Origin of the sequence: Pseudomonas jessenii, assembly GCF_002236115.1 — a bacterium.
Lineage (GTDB): Bacteria > Pseudomonadota > Gammaproteobacteria > Pseudomonadales > Pseudomonadaceae > Aquipseudomonas > Aquipseudomonas jessenii.
In genome coordinates, this window is the sequence record NZ_NIWT01000002.1 from 814,803 (window position 1) to 827,601 (window position 12,799).

Below are 12,799 nucleotides of genomic sequence, written 5' to 3' on the forward strand. Positions count from 1 at the left end.
TAAATACTAGCTTAGAAAAATCCAGAGTGAAATTTCGGAGTCTTTCAAGAAGTATGAAAAAGGAGATGGGGTGCTAGGGGTCGAGTGTTCGAATCACTCCGTCCCGACCATATAATTCAAGGGGTTGCGAGATTTTATCTCGCGACCCCTTTTTATTTTATTGCGTTTTTACCCCTACAAAACGACTGGCTCTGGGTGGAATCTTCAGCAGATATCAAGGCCGGAATGTGTCCTGGGGGAGGGCTATGGTCCCTGCTTTATGAGTGAATTGACGACTGTTTTTGGGATAATCCCTGTCGCATGTTAACGGTGCTATTGGCCGGTTTCTGCCTTACGTTACCGGCCGAAATTAGTTCGGTTCCCGCCGTGGATTGACGCGTGGCAAGCGTCGGCGATTGAGGAACTAAACGGTTCTGACTGCCAAAGCTTTTTGCCGACGATACAGAATCGTCGTTGCCGTGAATCCGCACACCGCCGCGAACATCAGCCAGTAGGCAGGTGATGCCTTGTCTCCCGTGGCCTGGACAAGCAGCGTCGAGATTGCTGGGGTAAAACCGCCAAACACCGCGGTGGCCAAACTGAAGGCCAGTGAAAACCCGACCACCCGCACGTTCTGTGGCATGACTTCGGTCAGTGCCGCGACCATGGCGCCGTTGTAAATGCCAAAGAAGAATGAGAAGTACAGCAGAACAGCGAGCAGTCGTTCGAAACTCGCCGCCTCTGCCAGCCAGTGCATGGCGGGATAGGCGGTGAAGATGCACAGCAACGATATCGCCAGCAAAAGTGGGCGCCGGCCAATGCGGTCGGAAAGGGCGCCGCCGATAGGCAGCCAGATAAAGTTGCTGATGCCGACCAGCAGTGTGACCACCAGGCTGTCGGTGGTGCTCAAGTTCAGTACTGTCCTGCCAAACGTCGGTGTGTAGACTGTAATCAGGTAGAACGTGGTGGTGGTCATGGACGCCAGCAAGCCGCCCGCCAGCACGGTGCGCCAGTTGTCACGCATCGAGCGAAAAACTTCGCGAGTGGTTGGGCGATGGCTGCGCGCAGTGAAGGCAACGGTTTCTTCCAGTGAGCGGCGAATAATGAAAATGAACGGGATGATCACGCAGCCAATGAAGAACGGAATTCGCCACCCCCAATCGGCGATCTCAGCGGCTTGCATCGTGGCATTGATCGTGTAGCCCAACGCGGCCGCGACGACGATCGCTACCTGTTGGCTGGCCGATTGCCAACTGGTGTAGAAACCGGTGTGACCGGGGGTGGAAATTTCCGCTAGGTACACGGAAACACCGCCCATTTCTGCGCCGGCGGAGAAGCCCTGTAGCAGCCTGCCCAATAACACCAGAATCGGTGCCGCCACGCCGATGGCGGTATAGCCCGGCACCAGGGCGATCAATACGGTACCGGCGGCCATGATCGACAGCGTCACGATCAGCCCCTTGCGACGGCCCACCTTGTCGATGTACGCCCCCAGCACAATGGCGCCTAACGGACGCATCAGGAATCCGGAGCCGAATACCGCGAAGGTCATCATCAGCGAGGCAAACTCACTGGTGGCTGGAAAGAAGGTCTGGGAGATGTAGGTCGCGTAGAACCCGAACAAAAAGAAGTCGAACTGCTCGAGAAAGTTACCGCTGGTGACCCGCAGAATGGCGCCCAATTTGGACCCCTTGGCTCGGGTTGTTGCCGTTGTCGTTTTCATCATGGCTACCGTTATGCTCACTATTGTTTTTGGAATGAGTGCTTTAGCCGTCAGTCGCTGCCGGCGTTGATCGGGTTGGGTTGACGCTTCTCGATGGCGTGTTTGAGCAACGCTGCGCTGCGGAATATTCCATGGGCGAATTTGCTGTAGGGCATGGTCAAGAAAAACGCCATGACCAGGCCCAGATGAATAGCCAACATCAAGCCCAAGGCGCTGGTTTCACGCAAAGCCAGTAGCGCCAGTCCGCTTGCGCTGACCAGAAACAGCAGCGCGATGAAGCCGCGATCCATGGGTTTTTGCTTCTCATCGCCGTGCGCAGGGTTGCGACGCAGGTTCAGCCAAAGAAGACCCGCCGGGCCGATCAGCAGGCCGATGCCACCAGCAATACCCAACATCACCGGCAAGCTGAAGATCGGATAAGGCGCCGACCACTTCAGCAGATAGTGAAAGAGCGTGGCGACACCGGTGGCGGCGAAGCACAGCATGAAGCCGTAGAAGGTGAGGTGGTGGAATCGGCGTCGCCACAAGGTGAACTGATCGTCGGCGTTGTTGCAGCCTTCGCCATGGCCGCCGTCCAGGTATTTGAGCTTCGCGACGTTGGCCGTAGCCTCCAATGCAGCGGACGTTTTCAACGGCAGTGGCGCTGCGACCGGTGAAACGTTGCGCCAGAAGCGCCGTACACCCATGGTCAGGGCAAGTACCGCAAAGCCGAACACTGTGCCGAACATCAGCGCCAGGGTGTTATGCGGGAAAATCTTGTAGAAGTCGCCCCCGGGAATGGCCGTGAACAGGTTGCCCATGAGCATCAGGGTCAGGCATAAAAACAAGGCCAGTCCCCCACCGGAAGCCAGCGCCAGGGTCAGGCCGTTGCGCTGATACAACCTGCCCATCACTTGCGGCCAGGCGTATTCGGCGTAAGTATCCAGGCGCACTTTGGCCATGGCTTTGGGTATGTTGACGTCGAATTCGTGTGGGGCGGCGTACTGACAGGCGTGCAGGCACGCGCCGCAGTTATGGCACAAGTTCGCCAGGTAATGGATGTCGGCCTGAGTGAATTCCAAACGCCGAGTCATCGCAGGAAATACCGCGCAAAAACCTTCGCAATAACGGCAGGCATTACAGATGGTCATCTGCCGCTGGACTTCACTTTCGTCAAGATTCAACACGGGGATCAACCCGCCCGATGCTTGGGGATCAAACAGTTGCATGTCGAGACTCCGTGTTTGCAGATGAAACGCCAAAGCCCACCGAAGCGGCCGCCTGCACACCGGCGATGCGGCCAAACGCAGTACCGATTGCCATGCCGATGCCGGCGGTGTAGCCCTTGCCCAGGATGTTGCCGGCCATCATTTCACCCGCGACGAACAGGTTGGGGCTCGCTTTGCCGTTGAAATGCACGGCAGCGGTTTCGTCGGTGGCGAGGCCGAGGTAGGTGAACGTGACACCCGGTTTAAGCGGGTAGGCGTAGAAAGGTGGTTTCACCAATGGCCGCGCCCAATGGGTTTTGGCGGGCAACAGTCCTTGGGTGTGGCAGTCGTCCAACGCCGTGTGATCGAACGTGCCAACGCGGCAGGCGCTGTTGTAGTCCTCGATAGTCTTGACGAATTTTTCTTGAGGCAGCTTCAACTGGCGGGCAAGGTCTTGCAGAGTATTGGCGGTGGTTCCGGGAAAGACCGGGGGCATGAAGCGGCCAATAGCTTGTTGATCGATGATCGAATACGCCTGTTGACCGGGTTGTCCGGCCACCAGACGCCCCCAGATCGCATAACGTTTTGGCCAGAAATCCTCACCTTCGTCGTAGAAGCGTTCGCCATCACGGTTGACCACCACACCCAGCGATACGCAGTCGATTCGGGTGCAGATGCCGCCGTCGTAGAGCGGCGCGCGGGCATCAATCGCGACCATGTGGGCTTGCGTCGGATCGCCGATCACATCTGCGCCAAGTTCGAGCATGCGCCGTAGCAAAATGCCGGTGTTGAATCGGGTGCCCCGGATCAGGAAATTATCCGATGGCCATTCACCGCGTTCGTTCTGTCCCCAGGCTTCGCGCAGCCATTCACGGTTGGATTCGAAGCCGCCGGCCGCCAACACGCAGGCCCGGGCTTCAATGCGTTCTGCGGCGAAACGCTGTCCATCTACCTCATGTTCGCCCACATGGGCGGCGACGAATTTCCCCTCATCCAACTCAATGTCGGTCACTTGCGTGTTGTAGCGAACTTTTACACCCAGGCGCTCGGCGCTGCGGAAATACGCATTGACCAGCGCTTTGCCGCCGCCCATAAAAAAAGCATTGGTCCGCGCCACGTGCAGCGCGCCGGACAGCGGTGGCTGAAAGTGCACGCCGTGTGAACGCATCCAGTCGCGGCAAGAAGACGATGCCCGAATGGCAATGCGTGCAAGCTTTTCATCCGTGAGGCCACCGGTAACCTTCAACAGGTCTTGCCAGTATTCTTCTTCCGGATAAGCATCGATCAGCACGCCCTGCGGTTCGTCGTGCATGCACCGCAGGTTACGGGTGTGTTGGGAGTTGCCACCGCGCCAGATTTTCGGAGAGGCTTCCAGCAGCATCACGCTGGCGCCCGCTTCTCGCGCCATCAGAGCGGCGCACAAGGCAGCATTGCCACCCCCTATGATTAAGACATCGATCATTATCGCTCCTCGATTTGCAAGGAAGCGGGAACGAAGTGCTCCTTGCGAGTGGGAAGAACGATAGGGTGGGGAAGGAGTGGCCGAAAGGCTGCTTTTGACGCGGGGTGTTTAGTTTTTCTAAAGGCGTTGTCGTCAGGAGATGTCCGGGGTTGAGCGAGGATTACGCGTCTACCCTTCTATCCACGTAGCTCCAGGCCACTGTTTGTCGACGACCAACTGTCGCGCCACATCGACAATGACCAACCGCGTTGCCAGCGCCGCCGGAGAGAGTTCGTCGTCAGCCAGCGTCGCCAGAAGATTACGCCGGCCCACATGGGGATCGGCAATCCTGATCAGTGAAAGCCCTGACCCGTCTTTCAATGCTGCGGCCGCCCCCGGTTGTATCGTTGCCGCATGACCGGCCCGAACGGCGTTCATCAAAACAGCGAGACCGTCGACTTCCATAATTACATTGGGTGTTAGCCCGACCCGCTCGAACGCACTCATCAATGCCGAGCGCAATCCATGTTGCACGCTGGGCATCACCAGCGGCAGGCCGCCGAGGTCGGCTAACTGCACGCTGTCACCAGAAGGCGCTTGAGGCAGGCTGGGCGAGGCAATGACAAACAGCTTTTCATCCAGCAGCGGAGTCACGCTCCAGCGTTTACCCCCTTCGAGCTGGAACAGGATGGCCAGGTCAATTTGCCGTGCGTTGAGCTGCGCCGCCAAGTGGCCGGAAAGCATTTCCACCAAATGCAGTTGTATGTCCGGATAACGCGCACGCATTGCGTTGATCAACGGCAACGCGAGCACCGTCGCGGTAGTCGGTGGTAAGCCGACGCTGACATAACCGCTCATTCGCCCGCGATGGGCGGCCATGATGGCATTTTCCGCCTGGCGTAGCGTCAGTTGGGCATGGTGTAAAAACGCAAATCCGGCGCTAGTGGGCGTCACACCGGTGGAGGTTCGATTCAGGAGGCGGGTGCACAGTTCGCTTTCCAGCTTGGAGATTTGTTGACTGAGGGCTGACACACCAACGTCCAGTTCAAGTGCCGCACGCCCCAGGCTGCCAAGCTCAATGATTTTTACGAAATAGCGCAGTTGTCTCAATTCCAATGTGGCTGCTCCCAGCGAATTTGTTGTTCAAATACTTGAACGTTTGCCACGCAAGTTACGAAGTCGCAATAGCCACCCATGGCTAGCGGTGAATGAAAGATGCTAAGACTCGCGGTTTTTCGCCAATGCTCAGTATTCAACGCCTGTTCAGGACCAACGACCTCTCACTACCAGCCCCCAGCAATTCTCGATGTCCGCTGACTCCCACCTTTCGATAAAGTCGCTTGATGTAGGTAGCGGCGCTTGAGCGCTGGATGCCCATCAGGGGCGCAATGTCTTCCGCCCCCAGGCCACTGAGCAAATGCCTGAGCAGTTCACGGTCCCGGCGAGTCGGTTCAGGATAGAGCAACTCGACGCGTTGACTTAACAAGGACGGCATCTGATTGGCTTCGATAAAAGCGCGATAGTGCAAACGCGTGACTTGAATCAGTAACGGCGCAACCGACTCGATAAATTCAATTTCGTGCTGATTGAAATTGCCGTGCTCACGACCTCGATAGAAGTTGATCGACAGCCAGGCCCCGCCCTCTTCCTGATGATTGAGCAAGGCCATGCGCTGGGAGATTTGCGGTTGCTCGTAGCAGACCCGCCGATAGTCACGATGGGTGATGTCTTCAACTGACTGAACCTGAGCCAGGATTCGCGCGCTGCCGTATTTTGCCCGGTGACCGAGCATCGCTTGGCGGTTGCCGTCCAGGCTGTGAAAACGCTCGACGTAGTCCCGAGAGATACGCGATATCTGCACGAGTCTTGCCTGATCGGAACACGACAACACCTGCGGCTCCTGGCCTTCCGGATAAGCGAAAATTGTACATTGAGCCAGCGGCATTTCACCCCGCACCAAGGTCAGTAACTCTGCCGCCAACCAGGTTCGGCAATCCTCGCCTACCCGCGCCAATAGATGAGCAATTTCCCCTGTCGTCAGTGGGCTCTGAGGGTAAACGTTAGTTAGCAGCCAATGGTTCATTCAGGGATCAGTTCACGTGATGAAGGTTGGCGTTCGTGGGGTAGTGCGCGTACCAGCACTTAAGAGCGTAAGGTCATTTTTCCCATTGTTCGAGCAGTATTGAGACGAATTTTTCCGCTGCCGGAGAGAGTGAAGCACCTCTCCGGTAAACCAGTCCCAACGATCGGTTAACTATGGGCTCTATCAAAGGGACACTTACCAATGTTGGATGATCCACAGCAGGCATTGCGAGGCTCGGCATTGCCGAGACTCCTAAGCCAGCTTCTACCAGGCCCAGCGATGTAGACAGGTGTTGCACCTCATAGAACCATTGTGGACGCCAGCTCAAGCCGGACAAAGCGTGGTCAAGCAACATGCGGTTGCCGCTCAGGCGACCGACCCCGATAAGGCGGTAATTGCTAAGTTCAGACCAGGTGACCGAGCTACGCTCGGCCAGCTCATGATCGCGTCGACAAGCTAAAACAAAAGGCTCGTTGACCAATGGCACGAACTCTATGTCTGGGTGCTGTCCGCTCATCATGTTGATGCCAAAGTCGGCTTCGCCACGCAGAACAGCCTCCAGCCCTTCGTTCGCACTGAGATCAAGCAAGCGAATGCGGATTTGTGGATAGCGCTCGTTGTAGAGGCGGATTACCGAAGGGAGGAAGTAGAAGGCTGCGGTTGGGATGCAGGCAAGGGTTACACGGCCGCTCTGCCGCTCCGCCAACTCTCGGATGTTAAGTATCGAGTCGTCGAAGTCATCCAATAAGCGTCGTGCCTTGGGCAGGAAGTCTCGCCCAACGCTGGTGAGGCTTACCCTTCTTGTCGTGCGATCAAGAAGCGCTGTTCCCAATCCCTCTTCAAGCTTTTTCATTCTCCGACTCAGCGCGGGTTGAGAGAGATGCAATGCATCGGCAGCTTCGTGGAAGCTTCCAAGTTCGGCGATCTTCACGAAAGATCGGATGTCATTGAGCTCATAATTCACTTTTTTATCTCACTAGCCGAGAGTTGTTAAGCCCAGTCAGCCTAAATTCATCATTCGTAAAACGCAATAATCAGGCTGATATTTGCATTGGAAACAATTTTTAAAGCCTGCGACTCTTGCTCACAAGACATCAATTACCCCGATTGATCAACAAGAGTTAGTGTTCATGCAACGAATTCCCTGTGTGCTAATGCGCGGTGGTACTTCCAAGGGCCCAGTGTTCCTCGACTGGGATCTACCTGTTGCGATCGAAGACCGTGATGAACTGCTGCTCAACCTCATGGGCTCTGGGCATGAACTGGAAATTGACGGCATTGGTGGCGGTAGCCCACAAACCAGCAAGGTGGCGATCGTCAGCCCGTCGCTGCATCCTGAGGCGGATGTCGACTATCTGTTCGTTCAAGTCATGGTCTCCCAGCGTCGAGTCGACACCGCGCCTAATTGCGGCAACATGCTTTGCGCCGTTGGCCCGTTCGCCATCGAGCAGGGGCTGGTAAAAGCCTCCAAAGACCTGACACGTGTGCGTATTCGCAACCTCAACACGGGCACTTTTGTGAACGCCGAGGTACAGACGCCCGGTGGGAAGGTCAGCTATGAAGGTGACACCGCCATCGATGGTGTGCCGGGTACCGCTGCTCCTGTGCAACTCACCTTCCTGGATGCTGCGGGCAGCAAGACCGGCAAGCTTTTCCCGACTGGGCAAACGCAGGATTTGATCGACGGTATTCCAGTGACCTGCATCGACATGGCGATGCCGATGATGATCATCGAAGCTGGCCAACTGGGTAAGCGCGGCGATGAAAGTCCTGCTGAACTGGATGCCGACAAAGAGTTCCTGCGTCGCCTCGAGTCCTTGCGACTGCAAGCCGGCTTGGCAATGGGCCTGGGTGACGTCAGCGACAAAGTGATTCCCAAGCCTGTACTGGTGTCACCGGCCAAGGCTGGCGGCACAATTCAGGTGCGCTACTTCATGCCACACAACTGCCACCGGGCCTTGGCGATCACCGGTTCCATCGGCCTTGCCACCGCTTGTGTCACTGAAGGCAGTGTGGTCACGCAATTGCTCGGCGGGGTTAGCGAGCCGCGCTTGAAGCAAGTACGCATTGAACATCCAAGTGGCGGGATAGATGTCGTATTGTCCTACACCGGCGATCAGGGTGAGACAATTCGTGCCTCAGTGGTGCGTACATCGCGCAGGCTGTTCTCCGGTTTTGTCTACGCCACGGCTTCCCAACGACTTGCCGGATAATTTCCCCTGGTCATTGCCGTTCTTGCATCAGCACAATTCTAAAAATGGGTGATGCCATGAAAGTTGTAAAATCGCTCTACTTCCAGATTCTCCTCGCCGTGCTGTTGGGTGTGCTGGTCGGACATTTTTGGTCGCAACAGGCCATCGCCTTGAAGCCGCTTGGTGATGCCTTCATCAAGTTGATCAAGATGATGATCGCTCCGGTGGTGTTCTGCACCATCGTCACCGGTATTGCCGGCATGAGCGACAAACGCTCCCTCGGGCGTCTGTTGAGCAAGACCATGCTGCTGTTCCTGGCACTGACCGTGATCAGTTTGATCATAGGCCTGGTGTCGGTCTACCTGTTCAAACCCGGTGTGGGCATGAACATTGACCCCGCCCAGTTGAGCACCAAGGGACTGTCGCAATACACCGATTCCGCCGCGAAGCTGGGAGTGGTCGAGTTTTTCATGCACATCATCCCGGACACTTTCATCGGCGCTTTCAATAAGGGTGAAGTGCTGCCGGTGTTGTTCATCGCGGTGCTTTGCGGTTTCGCACTGTCGGCCATCGGCGAGCGTGGCAAGCCGGTACTGGATGTACTGGAATCCGCCTCGCACATGGTGTTCAAGATTTTCTCCTATCTGATGCGCTTCGCTCCGATCGGTGCTTTTGGCGCGTTGGCATTCACCGTAGGCCAGTACGGTATTACATCGTTGGGCTCGCTGGCCAAGCTGATCATGACCTTGTACGTAGCCTGTGCCTTCTTCGTCTTTGTGGTGCTGGGGAGCATTTGCCGGGCAAATGGCTTCAGTCTCTGGAAGTTGCTGCGCTACTTCCGCGAAGAGTTCCTGGTGGTGCTCGGGACTTCCTCAACCGAGCCGGTGATGCCGCGGATGTTGGAAAAGCTGCAAGCCCTGGGTTGCAAAAAAGGCGTGGTGGGGTTGGTGCTGCCAACGGGGTACTCGTTTAACCTCGACGGTACGGCAATCTACCTATCGCTGGCAGCGGTATTCATTGCTCAAGCTTGCAACATCGATCTAAGCCTGACACAGACCGTGACCATGCTGGCCATCATGCTGTTGTCCTCGAAGGGTGCAGCAGGTGTGACCGGAGCCGGGTTTGTCGCGCTGGCGTCGACACTGACTGTGATCCATGACATTCCCTTGGCCGGCCTTGCACTGCTGATCGGTATTGACCGCTTCATGTCGGAAGCCCGGGCCTTGACCAGTCTGGCAAGCAACGCCGTGGCTACCGTGGTGATGTCCATCTCGGAGAACGCTTGTGATCGCGAGACACTGATGCGGACTCTTGACGGCGAACCGTCGCCCTCCCTGGCACAAACCCAGAGTGAAAACTGGGATGGTCGCAAGGTCACGGAACACGTCTGACCGGACACGCCTGAAACACCCAACAAACATTTCATTCAACTCCCCGCCAGGCACGGCTGATCGTACCGTCTGGCGGGTTCGAGGTCGTGCGCCTGCGCATCGGCCACGCTACTGATAAGAACAAGAGAACTGACCTATGCTCGCATTTCTTGGTTTGGCCATGGTGGTGGTTTTTACCTATCTGATAATGTCGAAACGCCTATCGCCGATTGTCGCCCTGACGGTGGTGCCGATTGTGTTTGCGGTGATTGGCGGTTTTGGCGGTACTACGGGCAAGATGATGCTCGACGGCCTGAAGATGGTTGCGCCTTCGGCTGCGCTTCTGCTGTTCGCCATCCTGTTCTTCGGCCTGATGATTGATGCCGGGTTGTTCGACCCGTTGATTCGTAAAATCCTCAAGCGTGTAAACGGCGATCCGATGAAAATCGCTATTGGCACCGCGCTGCTGTCACTGCTGGTAGCCCTCGACGGCGACGGCACAACCACCTACATGATCACCTGCGCGGCAATGCTGCCGTTGTACAAGCGTATCGGCATGAACCCGATGATTCTGGCGACCATCGCCATGTTGTCCTTGAGCATCATGAGCGGCATGACCCCATGGGGCGGGCCCGCTACAAGGGCGATCGCGGCACTGGGCCTGGATGCCGGCGAGTACTTCGTGCCCTTGCTGCCGACCATGATCGGCGGCGCGATGTGGGTGGTGTTCACCGCTTTCCTCCTGGGCCGTGCCGAGCGTAAGCGCATCGGTAATGTGCAGCTACAGAGCGGTGGCGGTAATTGCTACATCGACGAGATCCTGGGCGATACCCCGCACAAGCGGCCTAAACTTGCATACGTGAACCTGTTGCTGGTGATCGCGGTCATGGTCGCGCTGGTAATGGGGATCATGCACTCGGCGATCCTGTTCCTGATCGGATTTGTCCTGGCACTGATGATCAACTACCCGCAACTGGATATTCAGAAAGAGCGCATTCTCGCCCATTCCGGCAATGCGATGACGGTGGTGCTGCTGGTGTTTGCCGCCGGTATCTTTGCCGGGATTTTCTCGGGCACCAAGATGGTCGACTCCCTGGCGCAAACGCTGGTGGACTGGATTCCGCCATCCTGGGGTCACCTGTTCCCACTGGTGGTGGCGATCACCAGCATGCCGTTGACCTTTGTTCTTTCCAACGATGCTTACTACTTTGGGGTGGTACCCATCTTGGCTAATGCCGCTGCAGCCTATGGCATTGACCCGGTGGAAATCGCCCGCGCGTCGATTCTCGGTCAGCCAGTACACCTGATGAGTCCGTTGGTAGCCTCAACCCTGTTGCTGGTGGGTATGGTCGATCGTGATATCGGCGATTTCCAGAAAGCCACCGTCAAATGGGCGGTACTCACTTCATTAGTAGTCACCGCGCTAGCCCTGTTGACCGGGGCGATCAGTCTCTTCTCCTGATTCACCCCAACCATCTGTTTCTCCTGACGCGCTTCGCTTGCGAGGCGTGCGCTGTTCTGCACTCCAAATAACAACAATGAGTAGTTTGCCAATGACCACTTTGCATACCCAGCGGGCGCTGTTTTCACTTCTTGGTTTGTTGCCGCTGGCCAGCGCCAGTGCAGAAGGATTGATCGACGACAGCAAGCTCAAGCTGCAATTGCGCAACGTCTATTTCAATGAAAATTTCCGCGATGAGCATGGCTTGAGTGCCAAATCAGCAAGGACGGCGAAGAGCGAGCGAACCGAGTGGGCCCAGGGATTTCTGTTGGATTACCAGTCGGGATTTACACCTGGCACTATCGGGTTTGGTGTTGATGCCCTTGGCCTGCTCGGGGTCAAGCTCGACTCCGGCCGTGGCCGCAGCGGCACTGGCTTGTTGCCCGTACATGATGACGGTCGTGCGGCTGACGAATTCGCAAGTCTGGGTATGACAGCCAAAGCCCAACTGGCCAAGACCACGGTCAAATACGGCACCTTGCTACCCAAGACTCCGGTGCTGATCTATAACGACGCGCGTCTGTTGCCGCAAACGTACCAAGGCACTCAGATCAGTAGCGTCGACATCGAAAACCTCACCCTCACCGGGGGCTACCTGGATCGATTCAAACTGCGTGATTCCAGCGACAGCATGCCGATTGTGCCCGACGGTTACGGCGGAGATAAATCAGGCGACTTCAGCTATGCAGGCGCCGAATACAAGCTGGGAAAGAGCGTTCGTTTGAGTTACTTCTACGGCGAACTGGAAAACTTTTACCGTCAGAACTTTGCAGGTATCCAGCACGATCAGCCCTTGGGCGGCGGCGTGCTGACCAGTGATTTACGCTACTTCAACAGTGTCGATACCGGCTCAGCCTTCGGTGGCAAGATCGACAACAACATGCTGAGCGGGCAACTGTCTTACGCCATCTCTGGCCATACCTTCGGTGGCGGATACCAGACCCTCAGCGGTGATGCCGGATTGCCTTTTATCAGTGGCGCAACGGTTTATTCGTTCAGCAACGCCGGGATAGGCAAGTTTGTCGAGGAGGATGAAAAAACCTGGATGCTTAATTACGGCTATAACTTTGCTGCCGTCGGCGTGCCGGGTCTGACGTTTTCCACCCGGTATCTGAGCGGCAACGACGGTAAGTCCGACACCGCTGTCAAGGAGTGGGAGCGTGATGCCGAACTGGCTTACGTCGTGCAACAAGGCACCTTCAAGGGGCTGGGTGTGCGGTTGCGTAACTACGTTTACCGCTCTGATTATTCCCGTGGCCGAGATAGCAACCGAATCTACTTTACCTACGACATCGCCCTCTGGTGATCCCCTGATTGCGGCCT

Annotated in this window: 10 protein-coding genes; 4 read left to right on the forward strand and 6 right to left on the reverse strand. The window is 56.5% G+C overall.

What is annotated here, in order from left to right; all coding sequences use genetic code 11:
* Positions 1-403 precede the first annotated feature (403 nt).
* The 6 genes from tcuC to PSJE_RS08525 all read right to left on the reverse strand — a co-directional run bounded on the left by tcuC (position 404) and on the right by PSJE_RS08525 (position 7,377).
* Positions 404-1,705: an MFS transporter gene (gene tcuC / locus PSJE_RS08500; RefSeq protein WP_090454494.1), complete on the reverse strand. Its 1,302-nt coding sequence runs from the start codon at positions 1,703-1,705 to the stop codon at positions 404-406.
* Between the two features lie 47 nt (positions 1,706-1,752).
* The gene (gene tcuB, locus PSJE_RS08505) at positions 1,753-2,910 is read right to left on the reverse strand and encodes a tricarballylate utilization 4Fe-4S protein TcuB (protein ID WP_090454495.1); all 1,158 of its coding nucleotides are present in this window, start codon (positions 2,908-2,910) and stop codon (positions 1,753-1,755) included.
* Positions 2,897-4,351 (reverse strand): FAD-dependent tricarballylate dehydrogenase TcuA, encoded by a 1,455-nt coding sequence (gene tcuA, locus PSJE_RS08510; protein WP_090454497.1) that lies wholly within the window; start codon positions 4,349-4,351, stop codon positions 2,897-2,899. Before tcuA ends, tcuB begins: the two co-directional genes overlap by 14 nt.
* 168 nt (positions 4,352-4,519) lie before the next feature.
* Positions 4,520-5,446, reverse strand: a complete 927-nt coding sequence (locus tag PSJE_RS08515) for a LysR family transcriptional regulator (protein WP_090454499.1) — start codon at positions 5,444-5,446, stop codon at positions 4,520-4,522.
* 136 nt (positions 5,447-5,582) lie between these two features.
* The gene (locus PSJE_RS08520) at positions 5,583-6,191 is read right to left on the reverse strand and encodes a helix-turn-helix transcriptional regulator (RefSeq protein ID WP_235863941.1); all 609 of its coding nucleotides are present in this window, start codon (positions 6,189-6,191) and stop codon (positions 5,583-5,585) included.
* 295 nt (positions 6,192-6,486) lie between these two features.
* Positions 6,487-7,377, reverse strand: a complete 891-nt coding sequence (locus PSJE_RS08525) for a LysR family transcriptional regulator (protein WP_015095835.1) — start codon at positions 7,375-7,377, stop codon at positions 6,487-6,489.
* Between the two features lie 166 nt (positions 7,378-7,543).
* Here PSJE_RS08525 and PSJE_RS08530 point away from each other — a divergent pair, with 166 nt between their 5' ends.
* The 4 genes from PSJE_RS08530 to PSJE_RS08545 all read left to right on the forward strand — a co-directional run bounded on the left by PSJE_RS08530 (position 7,544) and on the right by PSJE_RS08545 (position 12,782).
* On the forward strand, positions 7,544-8,626 hold the full coding sequence (locus tag PSJE_RS08530) for a 4-oxalomesaconate tautomerase (RefSeq protein ID WP_090454503.1): 1,083 nt from the start codon (positions 7,544-7,546) through the stop codon (positions 8,624-8,626).
* A 44-nt stretch (positions 8,627-8,670) separates the two neighbouring features.
* Positions 8,671-9,996 carry a C4-dicarboxylate transporter DctA gene (dctA, locus tag PSJE_RS08535; RefSeq protein WP_090454505.1) on the forward strand — a complete coding sequence of 442 codons (1,326 nt, stop codon included), beginning with the start codon at positions 8,671-8,673 and terminating at the stop codon, positions 9,994-9,996.
* Positions 9,997-10,132: 136 nt separating this feature from the next.
* Entirely contained in the window at positions 10,133-11,437 is a 1,305-nt protein-coding gene (locus tag PSJE_RS08540) for a CitMHS family transporter (protein WP_090454507.1), read from the forward strand.
* A gap of 91 nt (positions 11,438-11,528) precedes the next feature.
* Complete coding sequence (locus PSJE_RS08545) at positions 11,529-12,782, forward strand: OprD family porin (protein WP_090454509.1); 1,254 nt, start codon at positions 11,529-11,531, stop codon at positions 12,780-12,782.
* The last annotated feature ends 17 nt before the right edge of the window (positions 12,783-12,799 follow it).

Bases quoted from the DNA above. Each gene is read 5' to 3' on its own strand.
- tcuC (WP_090454494.1), bottom strand. From the start codon at position 1,705: ATGATGAAAACGACAACGGCAACAACCCGAGCCAAGGGGTCCAAATTG.
- tcuB (WP_090454495.1), bottom strand. From the start codon at position 2,910: ATGCAACTGTTTGATCCCCAAGCATCGGGCGGGTTGATCCCCGTGTTG.
- tcuA (WP_090454497.1), bottom strand. From the start codon at position 4,351: ATGATCGATGTCTTAATCATAGGGGGTGGCAATGCTGCCTTGTGCGCC.
- PSJE_RS08530 (WP_090454503.1), top strand. From the start codon at position 7,544: ATGCAACGAATTCCCTGTGTGCTAATGCGCGGTGGTACTTCCAAGGGC.
- dctA (WP_090454505.1), top strand. From the start codon at position 8,671: ATGGGTGATGCCATGAAAGTTGTAAAATCGCTCTACTTCCAGATTCTC.
- PSJE_RS08540 (WP_090454507.1), top strand. From the start codon at position 10,133: ATGCTCGCATTTCTTGGTTTGGCCATGGTGGTGGTTTTTACCTATCTG.
- PSJE_RS08545 (WP_090454509.1), top strand. From the start codon at position 11,529: ATGACCACTTTGCATACCCAGCGGGCGCTGTTTTCACTTCTTGGTTTG.